Here is a 15,449-nt window from a genome sequence, read left to right as displayed (position 1 = left end):
CCGTCTATAAATTCCACAAGACTATTGATGTTTATTGAAATCACTGACAAATTTGTTTAAGTTTCAGGAAGAATTCCTACAAAGCGCATCACTGCCATGAATGTACAAGACACTAAGCAATCAATTTTCATCGTTGAAGACGATCCTAAACTGCAAGCCATGTTAAGCGAATACTTTGTTGAACAAGGCTTCGACGTCCGTTGTATCGATAATGGAACAGATGCTCCAGATGCGATTATAGAGGCTCAGCCCGACCTCGTACTGCTTGATTTAATGTTGCCTGGCCAAGATGGATTGAGCGTCTGCCGCCAGATTCGCGAGTGCTTTAAAGGCAAAGTCTTGATGCTAACTGCTAGCGACGATGATTTTGACCACGTCGCTGCCCTTGAAATCGGCGCAGATGACTTCGTAAACAAGCCAATCAAACCACGAGTTTTGCTTGCTCGAATCCGCATGCTTTTGCGTCGTAAGGAGGCAACGACGTCTGATTCCGATACTTGTCTAGAAGTGGGGTTATTATGCCTTAACCGCCTACGTAAGGCTTGCGCTCTAAATCATGAGCCCATTGCCCTAACCGATGGTGAATTTGACTTACTTTGGGTCCTCGCAAACCACCCTGAACAAACTCTTTCTCGCGAGTGGCTAACAAAAACATTACGTGGTATCGAATATGACGGCACTGACCGTACTATCGATAACCGCATCGTTACCTTACGCAAAAAGCTGGGCGACAGCACCACTCCACCACAAAAGATCATCACTGTGCGTGGTAAAGGCTACTTGTTTATGCCTGATGCTTGGAATGCGTAATGAAACGTATTTATCTGGAAAGCTTCTTAGGTCTGATTATTCTTTTTGTCGCCAGTTTAGTTGGTTACGAAATCATTGTTTATCAACTGAACACTGACTACGACTACCTACTGGAAGAGCATGAGGCGCAAGCTTTCCATGAGCTTATTTATCCGATTTATCGTGAGAAAGGTGAAGACTACACCATTCAACAATTGGAGAAATTCGCAACCTCTAGCCATATGTTGTTGATCGCTCAAGAGATGACTAGTGTCCCTCTTGAGGTTCAACAGGCTTTCGATGAAGATCCTTCCGTCAATACCGCGTTTGATGAGGATCGAGATTTATGGTTTCGATTTGAACCAGGCTCGCCAGTATTCAAATTAAGCCAAAACCCCAACAGCCCAATCATTCAAGCCATTAATTTTGACGACAATATCGTTTGGCTGTTCTTCCTCGCTGGATTTGCACTGTATTGTGTTCTGCTAATTTGGTTTTTAAGCCGCCGCGTAAGAGCATTAGAGAAGGTTACGATGGATTTTGCATCCGGTGATTTTAATGCTCGCGCCGATACTTCCAGCGCGAAGTCGGTGGGAACATTAAACAAAAGCTTTAACCATATGGCAGAGAAGGTCTCTCGTCTTATTACGAGTAACAAAATGCTAACCAATGCTGTCGCTCATGAGTTAAGAACACCAATCTTCCGACTCCAGTGGCAAGCCGATCTTCTGGCGGACGCTTCGTTAAATGAGCATCAGCAAAAATACGTCGATAGCATTGTAGAAGACATTGACGATATGGAAAAAATGGTTGAAGAATTGCTCTACTACGCAAAAATGGAGCGACCAAATTCCGAGATACAAACATCTACCGTGGTGTTATCTCGCTTTCTTCAATCGCTTCTTCCTAAATGGCAGCGCGATACGCCTTTATCCATTGTGATTGATGATGCCGAATCACAAGGCGTGGTTGTCAACGCCGATCCAACACTGCTCAAACGTGCACTCGATAACCTACTTCGCAATGCAATGCGTTATGCGAAAAAGCAGATCGTTTTGGAGCTGGTTGATACTCCCGACCACTGCTGTATTCAGATCCACGATGACGGCTGCGGAATTGAAGAGAAAGACTGGCCTCACTTGTTCGATGCATTTTATAGCGCCGATAAAGCGCGAAACAAAAGCACCAGTGGTTTTGGCTTAGGGCTCGCCATCGTAAAACAGATTGTCGAGTTACAAGATGGCTGCGTGTCTGTCTCTCACAGTCCTTTGGGCGGCGCATGCTTCACGGTATGCTTTCAAAAATAAAATCATAAACTTATCAGTAACTCCTACCTTGTTGTTACAAAACACGACATTTCAATACATACGATAGACAGAGCTCAAAAATAAAACAGTGTACATTTAATCCATCAATTCACAGCAATAATGGATTACAAAAATGTATAAACACCTTTTTCTCCTCACCCTTTCTTCCACACTTGCTGCTTGTGCCTACAACCAAAAGCCTGTCGTTGATATGACCAATGTCGACCAAGCTCAATACGAGCAAGACTTCGCTTATTGCCAAGGTTATGCCGAAAAAGTCGACAAAGGCGAAGCGGCGAAAACTGAAGCAAAAAATGGAGCTGTGACGGGTGCTCTTGTTGGTGCCGTAGCTGGCGCACTAGAAGATGGCGTCGGTGGTGCTGCCGTAGGTGCCGTAGCTGGTTCAGCAGTCGGTGCTGGCGCAGGTGCACTTGGCGGTGCAAATGACTCAACCAAAACCCAATCGCTCGTGCTTCGTAAATGCCTAGCAAATAAAGGCTATACCGTATACGACCTTGATTCATAACGTATAAATTAGCATCAATTGCATAAAATAATGGTCAGGCGACATCTTTTTCACAAATGTTTCACGCTCGACCTATTACTCTCAACTTTCGCAATTTGATGCCTTTTCTTTTATCAGGGGATGCTTATCCCTCAAGCGCCCCTTCTTTTTTGGCTCAGCAGTATAGGCCCCATTTTGAAACCAGGAAAAACAGGCATTCGCCGGATATTGGACGCAACCGGCTATTCACTTCAAGGATTGAAAGCAGCATGGATTAACGAAGCAGCATTTAGACAAGAGTTAGTACTGACGTTAGTACTCTCTATCGCTGCATTCTTGCTTCCCGTCACCATGCTTGAACGAACAATGATGATCAGCAGCTTATTGCTGGTTGTAATAGTTGAATTGATTAATTCCGCCATCGAAGCGGTTGTCGATCGTGTCAGCGATGACTGGCATGAACTCAGTGGAAGAGCCAAGGACATTGGTTCCGCAGCAGTATTTGTTGCGCTTGTTCTCGCCCTATTTGTTTGGGCGTCGATTTTAATTTAGTTACATCGAAGTACGTCAATTATGAAGACAATTGAACTACCAACTAAAGGTCTCTCTTACGTTACCTTTACGCTTTTACTCGCCTTGTATTTCGCCCTTGTGGTGAACATTCCCATTTACAAGGAATTGGTTCACATCCTTACTAATCTCGATCAAGTTAAGATCGGTTTCATTATTACCATTCCCATCTTCTTTTTTGCAGCGCTGAACTTTTTATTCAACTTGTTCAGTTGGCCTTGGATCAGTAAACCATTCTTTATCTTATTGCTGATCACCTCAGGTATAGTGAGCTACGCGAGCTACAACTACGGTACACTCTTCGATACCGACATGATCACCAATATTGTCGAAACTGATACCAGTGAAGCAAGTTCTTACTTCAGCGCTTACTCGTTGATCTGGACAGTTTTGATGGGGGTACTTCCTGCATTACTTGTCTTTAAAGTGAAGTTTCAATCGCTAAAAGGAAACTGGCTAAGATTCACATTAACTAAAATCGTCTCAATGCTTGCTTCTTTAGTGATCATTGCGGTGATTGCTGGTTTGTATTACCAAGACTACGCATCCGTTGGTCGTAATAATAGCTACTTAAAGAAAATCATTATCCCTACTCAGTACGTGTATGCGATCTCTAGTTATGTCAAAGAAACCTACCTGACAACACCACAACCATACCGTGAGATTGGCACTGATGCTAAGCAATCTCAGCTAGCTTTAGAACAAGCCAAAGAGAAGCCTACTCTGGTTGTCTTCGTATTGGGAGAAACTGCGCGTACTCAAAACTACCAAATCAACGGTTACGATCGCGAAACCAACCCATACACCAGCAAGCTAGACGTCATTTCATTCCAAGACGTTTCCTCTTGCGGTACAGCAACAGCGGTGTCCGTTCCTTGTATGTTTTCGCAACTGCCTCGTAGCGACTTCGATCGTAGTACAGCAGATAACCAAGACAATGCTTTGGATATAATGCAACGTGCTGGCATTGATTTGATGTGGAAAGACAATGACGGCGGAGATAAAGGCGTCGCGCATAAGATCAATAAGATGGATGTGGACCGCAGCCAGAAAAATGAACAGTGCAACGGCAGCACTTGCTATGACATCGCATTGCTAAATAACCTAGATGACCAAATCGCAAGCATGAAAGGTAACCGCCTTGTTGCGCTGCATCTCATTGGTAGTCATGGCCCAACGTATTTCCAACGCTATCCAAAAGACAAAGCCTTCTTCCAACCAGACTGCCCTCGTGCAGACATCGAAAACTGTAGCGTTGAACAAATCGTCAATACTTATGACAATACTATTCGCTACACGGACTTCGTTTTGGATCAAACTATAGCGAAATTGAAAGCGCTAGAAGACAAATACAATACGGCCATGATTTATGTTTCTGATCACGGTGAGTCTTTAGGTGAAAATGGCTTGTTCTTACACGGCATGCCTTACGGATTGGCGCCTGATTTCCAAAAGCGTGTTCCTATGATACTTTGGATGTCTCCGGGCTTTAAGCAAGCTAAACACATCAATACTGATTGTTTGGAACAAGAGGCGCAACAAACCGCGACGCACTCTCACGATAATGTATTCCACTCTTTACTCGGCATCATGGACGTAGAAACCGATGCTTATGATGGAGATTTGGATATCTTTAAAACCTGCAGAACATCTTAGTATCAAACAGCACGATAAAGCCTGATTCACATGAATCAGGCTTTTTTATGACCTTTTGCTCTCAGAAATCCAACAGGTTCTCGTTATAATGTTTATCCCGTCAACGAACAAAGTAGAACCAAATGAAAATTGGCATCATTGGCTTGGGCGACATTGCTCAAAAAGCCTACCTCCCTGTTATCACCCAAATTCCAAATGTTGAACTGGTATTTTGTACCCGTAACGCAAATACACTTAACACACTGGCTCAACAATATCGCATCACACAAACTTGTCAGGACTACCAACAGTTGGTTGGCATGGGTGTGGATGCAGTAATGATTCATGCAGCGACGAGCATTCACCCTCAAATCGCATCTTTCTTTTTAGAACAAGGCATCCCGACATTTGTTGACAAACCTTTGGCAGACAGCGCTGCTGAGGTGGAAAAGCTATACGAACTAGCAGAACGTGTAAGTCAGCCTTTGTATGTCGGTTTCAATCGCCGTCATATTCCGCTCTACAATCAGCATATGCTGGGCGTACAACAAGGCGAACTTTCAGGTCTGAAATCAATACGTTGGGAGAAGAATCGTCATCAATTACCGGGGGATATTCGTACCTTCATTTTCGATGATTTTATCCACCCTCTCGATAGCGTGAACATTACGACCAAAGCAGATCTACAAGACGCTTACATTACGCACCAAATGGAAGGCGACCAACTGGCTCGTTTAGATATCCAATGGCAGCATGGTGAGACACTGCTTCATGCATCAATGAACCGCCATTTTGGTATCACAACGGAGCGAGTCCAAGCTTGCTATTCAAATAAAGCGATTGAATTTGATTCATTTGTTGAAGGGAAAATGTGGCAAGACAATCAAGAGCAAAAGCTCAGCTTGAAAGATTGGACGCCAATGCTGACCAGTAAAGGTTTCCACTCTATGTTGCTTGATTGGTTTAACGTCATTCAGTCAGGTAAAGTCGCCACTGAAATTGTCCAGCGCAACATTGCTAGTCATCAACTTGCCGAAGCGATTTGTCAGCACATTGAACAATCAATGCGTCGATAATTGAGCACTAAAACGAGCGCGGAATGCTTTGGGTGCCAGTCCCATGGTTTTAATGAATACTTTTCGAAACGCGCTCGCATCTTGATACCCCACGTGGTAAGCAATCGCCTCAAAAGCGAGGTTGCTTGATTCCAGCAAGTCACATGCTTTTTGTACCCGGAGGTGTTGTAGATACTGATTCAAGTTCAAACCTGTCGCTTTTTGGAAACGTCTCTGAAGCGTGCGCTCAGTTAAACAACTGATCTCCGATAGAGCTTGGTTTGAAATCACATGGGAGAAATGATCGGCCATGTAGTGCTGAGCACTAAGAACGGCACTATCACCGTGTTGAAAATTAGGCATGAATTGCTGATAAAAACGTTGCTCTCTGGCACCAGTATCAACCACCAGCATCTTTCCCAATAACCGCATCACTGCAGGTGTGCTTAGCTGAGATACCAGCTCCAACCCTAAATCGAGCCAAGACATCATGCCACCAGCTGTGATGACACTGCCCTCGTTGATAAGGATGGATTCAGGCTTAAGCATCACGTTAGGAAACCTATCTCGGAATAACCCTGCCAGCCCCCAGTGTGTCGTGCACGCTTTGTTGTTCAACAAACCAGCTTGAGCGAGAACAAAAGCCCCGGCACATGCAGACGTAACAACCGCTCCTGCTTTGTGTTGCTCAAACAGCCAAGATGTTAACGCCTCACTTGGCGAAAGATAATATTGCTCCGCGCCGCTTGGCGGCAATATGACGACCGTGAAATCACCATCTCGAATAACGTCTCCTTGCCAATCAATGATGTCTGCATCAAAGCGGCATTCAGCACCCAACTCAATCGCAGCGCGGTTTGCCATCTCAAACAACTCCTGCAAACCAAAGACTGACGCTTTGGAGGCGCCCGGATAGCTCACTATGGCAATGTTTATCTCATTCATTCCAATTGTCGTTTTTAACCTATTTTTTGTCATTTTAGACACTGAGCAAGATAAAAGAAAGCACGCATAATAGCTCCCATACCAAAGCAATACATTCACTGAAAACAAAAGGAAAACACCATGAGCCAAGCAGCACTTCTTGTTATCGATCTACAAAACGACTACTTCCCAAATGGTAAATTTCCTCTATGGAATACAGAAGCAACGCTAAACAACATCAAGAGCGCAATTGCTAAAGCGAATGAGAAAAATATTCCTATCATTCATATTCAGCACATTGCGGATCCGGCAATGGGTATTGCACCTTTCTTTAATGAGGGGTCCGAAGGTGCTGATGTTCACCCTGAGATCTTAGCGCTGGCGCCGAGTGCAGATGTAGTTATCAAGCACTTTGCAGACAGCTTTGAGCAAACAAACCTTGAAGAAGTGCTGCAAAAACATGGGGTAACAGAACTATTGGTATGCGGTATGATGACGCAAAACTGTGTCACTCATACTGCGATTTCTAAAGCGGCAGAAAAGTATGATGTCTCAATTCTTATGGACTGCTGCACAACGGTTGACGAAATGATCCACAACATTGCCTTACACGCAGTCTCTACCCGCGTTCCCCTAATAACTGCAGAACAAAAACTATAAACGAAATATTATAGAGGTATGCATAGAACGCATACCTCTATTCACTTTTTGTAATTTGTCTCGCTAGACAATTATCTCTACACTTCGCGCTCATTTTTCTACTTGAGCGCACAATGCATGCTTTTTTCTCAATCCATTTTCGCTCAGGTGCTGAGAATGTCCATCATGTTGGGGCTATCTTTAGTTATCGTCCATCACTCTCCTAGGTTGCTGGAAATATTAGCAGAGCAAGCCATCAACAGCGGCTGTCACCAAACCACAGGCGACGGCGAGCATCATGATCATTCTCATCACCACCATCATTAATAAGAGCAAATTATGAGTATTTTCCGATTTCCAATTCTTGTTTGGCTTGGAATAGGGATTTTGATTATTTGTCTAGGGATCAGACAATCTTTCGGCATTTTCATGATGCCAATTTCAGACTACTTTCACACTGGTCGCGAGTTCTTTAGCTTTGCTATTGCATTGCAAAACTTGTTGTTTGGTGTGTTCCAACCGTTTGTTGGTATGGCTTCAGATCGTTGGGGCGCGAAGCGTATTATCATTTTAGGTGCCATTTCTTACGCTTTGGGTCTCTACCTGACTTCTATCGCAGTTGAACCAACCATGATGTACCTGTCACTTGGTGTTTTGGTCGGTTTTGGTCTGAGCGCGACCAGTTACGTGATCGTGCTAGGTGCCGTTGCAAAGGTCGTCCCTGCGCAACATGCTGCGAAAGCATTTGGTTTGACAACAGCCGCAGGTTCATTCGGTATGTTCGCCATGATCCCAGGTGCCCAAGCGCTGTTGAGTGATTTTGGCTGGCAAGGCGCGCTTCAAGCATTCGCTGTACTGTGTAGCTTTATGATCATGTTTGCACTGTTCATGAGAACGGCGAAACCACAAGCGAGCAATGCAACTAATGCTCAAGAAGACACACAAACTCTAAAAGAAGCATTGAAAGAAGCCTTTTCACATAAAGGCTATTGGCTAATCCATGCTGGCTTCTTTGTTTGTGGTTTCCACGTAATGTTCATCGCGACTCACCTGCCGAGTTACTTAGCCGATAAAGATTTACCGGCATCAACGGCGGCAATGGCGCTAGCGTACGTCGGCATTTTCAACATCTTTGGCTCGTACTTCTGGGGTGTAATGGCAGACCGCTTTAACAAGCGTCATGTTATGTCTGCACTTTATTTGATGCGCACAGTCGTAATCGGTGCTTTTGTGACGCTACCTGTCACCGAACACACCGCTGCTATCTTTGGTGGTGCAATTGGATTTTGCTGGTTAGGCACAGTGCCACTGACTTCCGGCTTAGTTCGTCAAATCTTTGGAGCTCGTTACCTTTCCACCTTGTATGGCTTGGTGTTCTTTACGCACCAAGTAGGTAGCTTCTTAGGAGCTTGGGTTGGCGGTCGTATTTACGATTACTACGGTTCGTACGACCCAATCTGGTGGTCAACCGTTGTATTAGCATTTATTGCTGCACTGATTCACCTGCCAATCAATGACAAGCCAGTCCCTCGCTTGAACTTAGCTACTGCCTAACCTGAAAGGCTCTCGACATTTCTCGTTGAGAGCCTTTTCTTTACTCCATCTCATGCGGTCTAGTACCTGTATTAAATCTGTATTCTCATCAATGATTGCTTATTTAAGATAAAGTGTGTCCATTCATCCTCTGTTAAGATTCGTGTGACATACTTAACACAACGCTATAAATCAAAAAGGGTTTTAAATGAGAACACTCGGCAACATCATCTGGTTTGTATTCGGTGGCGTATTCATGGGTTTGCTATGGTGGTTCTTTGGACTTCTAGCGTTCATCAGCATCATCGGCATTCCATGGGGACGCGCTTGTTTTGTAATGGGAAACTTCTCGTTCTTCCCATTCGGTAAAGAAGCAGTCTCACGAGATGAATTAACCAATGAAATGGACATAGGCACGAGCCCACTTGGTGTCATTGGTAACGTAATTTGGTTTGTGTTTGCAGGTATCTGGTTGGCAATCGGTCACGTACTTTCTGCCGTAGCGTGCTTTGTCACCATCATCGGCATCCCGTTTGCCCTTCAACACCTGAAACTTGCGGTTATCTCTCTAGCTCCGATCGGTAAAACAGTCGTGACAACAGAAGAAGCAGCAATGGCTCGCTACAATATCAATCGTTAATTTACTAAACCCTCTAAGCTTCCGGCTTAGAGGGTGATTCCCGTCAAGAGCAACCCCATAATCGCCACTGCGTATTCAATCATCGTTGATTGTATGTTCATATCGACTCCTTAAAAGTTGAAGTTAACGCCTAGCTCCACACTATTTTCTTCACTTACCTTCGTGGAACCTGGAGAGACCCTATGTTCACCAAATGTGTATTTCACGTAAGGTTCAACCCACTTTGGTTTTAATGTAATTCGCACTTCATGGTTTGTACGATGACCGCCCTCCGTGAGCTTTTTATCGTAGTTATAAGCATAGCCGAGGCTGACAAATTCAATTGGTGTATAACTTGCCCCGATGGTGTTTTTCCATTCTCTTGTTGTATTTTCGAATGCCGGAAATGACTTACCAATAGCGCTTTTTCTCCATTCGTGAGAGCTATTGGCATAAACCATCCAATCTTCACCCAACGCTGTTCCAGTAAATACGCCGGCGTCATACACATCAAACAAATCAGCACGTCCGTAACTCACAAAAGCCTCGGTATAAAACTGTCCCAGCATGACACCATATCCAGTCCCAAGTTCTAGGTAACCAGTCGAGTCGATTTCCGCTGAAATATTCCACTCTTCCGTTGCTTGTAAGTAGCCGCTGGCAGTGACAATCCATTCATCATCTGTATTGGATACGTCCAATCCAAACTCTGGCATTTTATAGTCAGCGGAAAAACACGGGACAGCAAAGAGCGCGCAAAGCAGTGTCAAAGATTTATTCATTGGAGAGACCTGTGAAGAAGAGTTAAAACAAAAAAGGAGCCACTTTATTCAAGCGGCTCCTTGCTACTTACCCTTATGCGATTAGCTTACGAACGCTCAACGCGGTCACGAATCGCTCTTTTTATTTGCTGACGTTGCTCTTGTGACAGAGATTGAACCTTTTGTTTCAGCTCTGCACGCTGTTCTTTGGTTAACTCATTTGCAGGAAGATTAACTGGACCTTCGATCGGGTGACCAATTTCCGGCTCGATTGGGTTAACTGGCGACGGAAGTTCAATTGGATGCATTGGCACACCTTCAATTGGATGGCTAATATCCGGGCGGTTCGTAACGCCTGCGAATAAACGACCATCTTCATTACGGAATACGACTTCTGTACCATCTTCTAAGCGTACGATGTAGTTATCACCCTCTTTTGAAGTGTGTCCGACAACCTCACCGTCTTCATTTCGAATCTCACTACCATTAACGGTGTAAGAGGCACCCGAATCACCGACGGCAATGTTTATCGTGTCTGTTTCGTCTTTACTGATAAACACATGGTTGCCATTATCACCAACGATAACCGCAGCGCCTTCAAGCTCGATGATGTCACCATATGTAGGAACAACGCCGCCTCCGTAACCAGGATCTACATCTTCTTCAATAGGATGCTCGATCTTAGGTTTTACCTCTTCGACTACTAGACGACCATCGTCAACAGATAAGTGAATAAAGCCTTTGTCATTCACAAACACCAATTCATTATTGCGAACTTCAATGTTACCAACTACGTTACCTGAAGCGTCTTTCACCACATCGCCGTCAGTGAAGTACAGCTCACCGCCAACGTTGAATACGGTGTTACCTTCTACGCCGCGAATAGCCACTGTGTTGTATTCGCCGTTGTCACCTTGAATTGCCATGCCATCAAAGTGCTCACCTTCGAAGGTTTGTACCGATGCAACTCCTGCAGGCTCACTTGGGGAGTCCGAAGAACCAGATGATGAACAACCGGCTAGAAAAGACGCTGCGATAACTGCACTTAGTAATTTAACTTTCATGATTTACTCTCTTAATTTGTCGAAATTCAGGGCTGCCTCTTGCAGATTCAGTGGACTCCCTGCCCGATGAAGAGAAGTATATTGAGCGGTGTTTTATTGCTCTAATCGCTTATAAGAAACCCGCCATTAACGGCGGGTTATTAATAAACCAAGGTAGAGAGCTTGATAACCGATGGTTATTATTGTTCTTGAGGGCGTTCGAGGTGACTAATGATCACTTCGGTCACGATATTACGTAACCAGTGCACGGTTTCGTTACGACGATTCTTATGATGGAAGTAAGCGTGCAAACACGGTTCTATCACCATACCATCCAACTCAATATCCAACCTACGTAGCTTATAAAGTTTATCGACATTGACGGTTTTTGATGCAGGAAACACCATATCAGAGTTTGCGACTACGTCGATGATGGCTGATGGAAGCTCTGATCTAAACGCAATTTTTGGCTCTACCCCTTTAATTTTCATGATCTTTTCTGAAAAAGAAATGTTCGAGTTCCAATCAGCAGCGATGACAGTTGCAAATTCTAGATCATTGCAATCAGATATCTGCAGTCGGTGACCTTGCAGAGGATGATCTTTTCGCACATAAGCACAGAATTCATCTTTAACGATCATTTTAGTCAGAAGCTCTTTGGGTGCATGGTTTATTTCGTAATTAACTCCTAACACAACTTCGTCCTTGATGATCTCTTCCATGGTTGAGCGAGACCAATTCAGCAAATGAATTTGGACATGAGGGGCAGCTTGCCTGATGGCTTGAAAGATCTCACTCGCGTAAGAACTAAGAATAAATGGTGCCAGAGCGATCTTTACCGTGCCGTTCATTTCCAGTGGGTTAAATGCCTTGGAACCATTTATCGTTATGGAAATATCGTCCAACAAAGGCGCTAAGCTCTCTGCAAGATCATTGGCATATTCGGTTGCTCGCAAACCATGGTGAGTTTTCACAAAAAGCTCATCTTCAAAATGATCACGCAATCTTTGTAGCGCTTTGCTCACGGCGGGTTGGGAAACAAACAAACGTTCAGCAGCGCGCCGCATATTGCGCTCTTGATGAAGAATGATGAATGTCCTGAGCAGGTTTAAGTCAAGAGTTGAGAATAGATCTTTAGCCATGTTCCACTTCGTTAATAACTTGAGGTTATTATTCAGCATAAGAACAGATTGGCGCAGTTTCCAACCGAAGTGCATGAATTCTTTGCGCTCGATAACTCTCTATGACACAAAAATAACAAAACAGACAGTAAGATTATTTTGAAAAAAGGAATAAATGACGACGCAAATTTGTAAATGAACTCATTGTCTGACGCCATACATACATTACATTCCTGCTGTCAATGTATGAAGATCGTCGACTCGATAGGCAGCAAAGAAAAGAGATGATGGGGTGAAGTCTAGAGGAGATAGGAAAAGGTTAATTTCATCAAACATGACGCGTTTAATGAGAAAGATAGAAAGCAAAAACGTTGGCTAAGCGCCAACATAAAGAAATTAAAAGACCTGACTTCAAACACTTTGAAATCAGGTCTAAACATACTCAAGAGCCAAACAGCCTCTTGGTTTTAGCTATTTACTGTGGTGTTACTTGCTCATTTGGATCAATGAGCGACCAATCAACCACTCTAGCTCTTTGTCACTGCCTGCGCCAAACTGGCTCTCAGCCATTTTGTACAAACGATCAATGCCGTTTGCCGCAAACTCGTGCGCGCTCTCAGAAGTAACAATATGGTGGAATAATAGACGCAAAATCGCTAAGAATTCAGAGTCTTCTAGAGCCGTGATCCAGCTCTTTGAAAACGCTTCTAGACCTTTATCGAATTCTAGATGTTCAACGAACATTTTGAAAATACGACCGTCTAAAGCGGCGGTAAAGTCCGTTTTCTTAGGGAAATGGTGGCTAATACCTGTACGCGATACACCTGTCTGCTGGCTTAACGTGGTGTAAGACATTTTGTCATAACCAAGTCTCAGAAGCTGATCAACAACGGCATCCATGATCTTCTGGATAGTGATTTCGGTATCTTCTTTACTACGCTTTGGCATATTTTAAGCTCTTCTCTTTGTAAATCCATCTAACTCACAATTAAATGAGGCCAGAATGAAAATCATCCTCAGCATTATGTACTGTATACCTCAAACATCAAAGTTAGAGGACCAATCATAACTAAACTGCACTGCGTAACGTGCAATTTACAGTGATATTTCTGTCAATACATGTGACTCAAAATATGGCGAAAAGTCCACTCCATCAAAACCTTGCACCAAATCATTCATCGAAACTATTCTCAGGCTAAGAATGATAATTATGTAAAAATAATTAATCCGGAAATAGTCTTATAAATTGAACCCCAGTTCAACTCACCTGACAGAAATCTCACGAATATCTAGGTTAATTGATTTTAAATATTGATACATATCACACTAATTTCCTTAAGGAAGTTCTAATAAAATTAGTTAACCCTCCATTAACAACATAACATACTGTCCTTTTTTTATCCAAAATCATTCATTTTTGTAGATAGAGATCAAATACCTGATAGAATACTGACAGTATTTACAAGAGGATTCGTTATGAGTGTCGAATTAGAAGAAAACCAAGTATGTGAAGCTTGCGGTTGCGCTGGTGAAATGGGTTTTATCATCAAAGAAGGCGACGATGTCGCTGACGTAACGATTTTCGCAGAGACTAAAGCAGCACTTGAAGCTGAGTTGGCGAAATACATCGAACTAGCAAAACAAGTTTGTACAGGCGTTGAATACAACGTTTCTGAACTAACGGAAGATTCGAAAGAGCTTACTGCTCGATTCAAGTTTGAAGTAAGCGCTGAAAAGCTAATCTTCGAACTTAAGACTCGCTCTCTAGCGCGTTAATCATCGATATTTCATCGTTAGATAGGTAAAAGCGAGCATCCAGCTCGCTTTTTTGATCTCTACTGAACCTATCTATTTCTTGTCTTTCTGAAACACAACCCACTTCAACGAGCCATTAGTTTCAAAATCATTTTCATCGGTACACATCAGTAGCACCCCATCTACGTTTAGCACTGCCCCAGTAGTGTAGGCTTTGTCGTCATAGTAACAAACACGCTGCCCTAGCTTACCGTCTGCCACCACTAACGCTTTTGAATCTGGCGTACTATAGGATTTCGCCATCGCAAAACTTGATAAAACAGCAGCAACGCTAGCAAGCAAAACAGAAATCGATCTTACATTCATGAATATCCCCTTAATGAAGAGCCATAAAACTAACAAAGAAGTGCTTTCAGTTCTTGGCAGCATCTCATATTCTTGAGACATGGATAGGTAGCAGCCCCCCAAGCTTTACGTTATCCTTTTCTCGCTTTTACCAATACTGTGGCTGCTATGCGCATTTTTCCTCTTTTATTAGCTCTGGTGTTTTTCTCGAGCTCTTCTATCGCTTACGAGCTTGATTACTATGCTAAATTCGGTCATACCGACAACTACGGTAATATCGATCTCCGCAACAAGCCCTATACGACCCTACCTGATGGTCTTGTCGTAAAAGGAAACCTCAATATTTCCCAGACACCGATTACTAAACTTCCTAAAGGACTCGATGTTCAAGGCAGCCTTGAAGCAACGAATAGCGCCCTCAAAACGATAAGACCTGGAGTTAAAATTAAAGGCTATGCAAATTTACTTGGTAGTAAGGTTGAACGCTGGCCTCGCGGTGTAAAACTGGGTGGTTATTTGAATTTAACCGATACCCCGTTAACTAACCTACCAGCAAGACTAAGAGTAAAAGGCGACTTGAGCGTCATTCGGACACCATTGACCGAACTACCAGAAGGATTGGTGGTGGATGGTAACCTCTATATAGGAGGTTCAAAGGTCACAACATTTCCTGACACCATGACAGTCAAAGGCAACATCTTCTTGGGAGGAAATCGAGTGACAAAGTGGCCAACGAATTTGACCTTAGGCGGTGCGGTTGCACCATAAAAGTAATTGAAGTGAGGAACGAGCTCAGAATCTAACAAATAACACGCCTGAGATAGATTCCGATTAGGCCCCGTTCCTCG

18 protein-coding genes are annotated in these 15,449 nt (G+C 43.6%); 12 read left to right on the top strand and 6 right to left on the bottom strand.

Going from position 1 to position 15,449, the window contains the following annotated elements; all coding sequences use genetic code 11:
- The first annotated feature begins 96 nt into the window (after positions 1-96).
- The 6 genes from OH463_RS12505 to OH463_RS12480 all read left to right on the top strand — a co-directional run bounded on the left by OH463_RS12505 (position 97) and on the right by OH463_RS12480 (position 5,882).
- Positions 97-810, top strand: coding sequence for a response regulator (locus tag OH463_RS12505; protein ID WP_005453495.1), 714 nt, complete (start codon positions 97-99; stop codon positions 808-810).
- Positions 810-2,096, top strand: coding sequence for an ATP-binding protein (locus tag OH463_RS12500; protein ID WP_009696266.1), 1,287 nt, complete (start codon positions 810-812; stop codon positions 2,094-2,096). The genes OH463_RS12505 and OH463_RS12500 overlap by 1 nt, the downstream gene beginning before the upstream one ends.
- Before the next feature lie 133 nt (positions 2,097-2,229).
- Positions 2,230-2,622, top strand: a complete 393-nt coding sequence (locus tag OH463_RS12495; RefSeq protein WP_009696267.1) for a glycine zipper family protein — start codon at positions 2,230-2,232, stop codon at positions 2,620-2,622.
- Between the two features lie 174 nt (positions 2,623-2,796).
- Complete coding sequence (locus OH463_RS12490) at positions 2,797-3,153, top strand: diacylglycerol kinase (RefSeq protein ID WP_005453489.1); 357 nt, start codon at positions 2,797-2,799, stop codon at positions 3,151-3,153.
- A gap of 21 nt (positions 3,154-3,174) precedes the next feature.
- Positions 3,175-4,827: a phosphoethanolamine transferase gene (locus tag OH463_RS12485; RefSeq protein ID WP_009696268.1), complete on the top strand. Its 1,653-nt coding sequence runs from the start codon at positions 3,175-3,177 to the stop codon at positions 4,825-4,827.
- Positions 4,828-4,949: 122 nt separating this feature from the next.
- On the top strand, positions 4,950-5,882 hold the full coding sequence (locus tag OH463_RS12480) for a Gfo/Idh/MocA family protein (protein WP_269991367.1): 933 nt from the start codon (positions 4,950-4,952) through the stop codon (positions 5,880-5,882).
- Here the strand turns inward: OH463_RS12480 and OH463_RS12475 are convergent.
- Entirely contained in the window at positions 5,868-6,806 is a 939-nt protein-coding gene (locus OH463_RS12475; protein WP_269991366.1) for a GlxA family transcriptional regulator, read from the bottom strand. The genes OH463_RS12480 and OH463_RS12475 overlap by 15 nt on opposite strands.
- Positions 6,807-6,926: 120 nt before the next feature.
- Between OH463_RS12475 and OH463_RS12470 the strand changes: the two genes are divergently transcribed.
- The 4 genes from OH463_RS12470 to OH463_RS12455 all read left to right on the top strand — a co-directional run bounded on the left by OH463_RS12470 (position 6,927) and on the right by OH463_RS12455 (position 9,597).
- Entirely contained in the window at positions 6,927-7,445 is a 519-nt protein-coding gene (locus OH463_RS12470) for a cysteine hydrolase family protein (RefSeq protein WP_269991365.1), read from the top strand.
- A gap of 156 nt (positions 7,446-7,601) precedes the next feature.
- Complete coding sequence (locus OH463_RS12465) at positions 7,602-7,751, top strand: hypothetical protein (protein ID WP_269991364.1); 150 nt, start codon at positions 7,602-7,604, stop codon at positions 7,749-7,751.
- Positions 7,752-7,763: 12 nt separating this feature from the next.
- Positions 7,764-8,978 carry an MFS transporter gene (locus OH463_RS12460; RefSeq protein WP_038899558.1) on the top strand — a complete coding sequence of 405 codons (1,215 nt, stop codon included), beginning with the start codon at positions 7,764-7,766 and terminating at the stop codon, positions 8,976-8,978.
- Between the two features lie 187 nt (positions 8,979-9,165).
- The gene (locus OH463_RS12455) at positions 9,166-9,597 is read left to right on the top strand and encodes a YccF domain-containing protein (protein WP_005433505.1); all 432 of its coding nucleotides are present in this window, start codon (positions 9,166-9,168) and stop codon (positions 9,595-9,597) included.
- Positions 9,598-9,707: 110 nt separating this feature from the next.
- On the opposite strand, the gene OH463_RS12450 is transcribed toward OH463_RS12455, so the two are convergent.
- The 4 genes from OH463_RS12450 to OH463_RS12435 all read right to left on the bottom strand — a co-directional run bounded on the left by OH463_RS12450 (position 9,708) and on the right by OH463_RS12435 (position 13,449).
- The gene (locus OH463_RS12450) at positions 9,708-10,358 is read right to left on the bottom strand and encodes a hypothetical protein (RefSeq protein WP_005453457.1); all 651 of its coding nucleotides are present in this window, start codon (positions 10,356-10,358) and stop codon (positions 9,708-9,710) included.
- An 86-nt stretch (positions 10,359-10,444) separates the two neighbouring features.
- Positions 10,445-11,401 (bottom strand): hypothetical protein, encoded by a 957-nt coding sequence (locus tag OH463_RS12445; RefSeq protein WP_009696275.1) that lies wholly within the window; start codon positions 11,399-11,401, stop codon positions 10,445-10,447.
- A 179-nt stretch (positions 11,402-11,580) separates the two neighbouring features.
- Positions 11,581-12,522, bottom strand: coding sequence for a LysR family transcriptional regulator (locus tag OH463_RS12440; RefSeq protein WP_009697126.1), 942 nt, complete (start codon positions 12,520-12,522; stop codon positions 11,581-11,583).
- Between the two features lie 465 nt (positions 12,523-12,987).
- Positions 12,988-13,449: a TetR/AcrR family transcriptional regulator gene (locus OH463_RS12435; protein ID WP_005453451.1), complete on the bottom strand. Its 462-nt coding sequence runs from the start codon at positions 13,447-13,449 to the stop codon at positions 12,988-12,990.
- 528 nt (positions 13,450-13,977) lie between these two features.
- On the opposite strand from OH463_RS12435, the gene OH463_RS12430 reads away from it, so the two are divergent.
- Entirely contained in the window at positions 13,978-14,277 is a 300-nt protein-coding gene (locus tag OH463_RS12430) for a YfcZ/YiiS family protein (RefSeq protein WP_005453449.1), read from the top strand.
- Positions 14,278-14,349: 72 nt separating this feature from the next.
- Here the strand turns inward: OH463_RS12430 and OH463_RS12425 are convergent, their stop codons facing one another.
- Positions 14,350-14,622, bottom strand: a complete 273-nt coding sequence (locus OH463_RS12425) for a YnjH family protein (RefSeq protein WP_005453446.1) — start codon at positions 14,620-14,622, stop codon at positions 14,350-14,352.
- Positions 14,623-14,769: 147 nt separating this feature from the next.
- Here OH463_RS12425 and OH463_RS12420 point away from each other — a divergent pair, with 147 nt between their 5' ends.
- A complete protein-coding gene (locus OH463_RS12420; RefSeq protein ID WP_017819336.1) occupies positions 14,770-15,369 on the top strand; it encodes a hypothetical protein in 600 nt (199 codons plus the stop codon).
- Positions 15,370-15,449 lie beyond the last annotated feature (80 nt).

Origin of the sequence: Vibrio sp. NFR (assembly GCF_027587095.1) — a bacterium.
In the GTDB taxonomy this organism is placed as follows: Bacteria; Pseudomonadota; Gammaproteobacteria; order Enterobacterales; family Vibrionaceae; genus Vibrio; species Vibrio harveyi.
The sequence above is the reverse complement of the archived record's forward strand: the minus strand, read 5'-3'. Positions and strand labels throughout refer to the sequence as shown.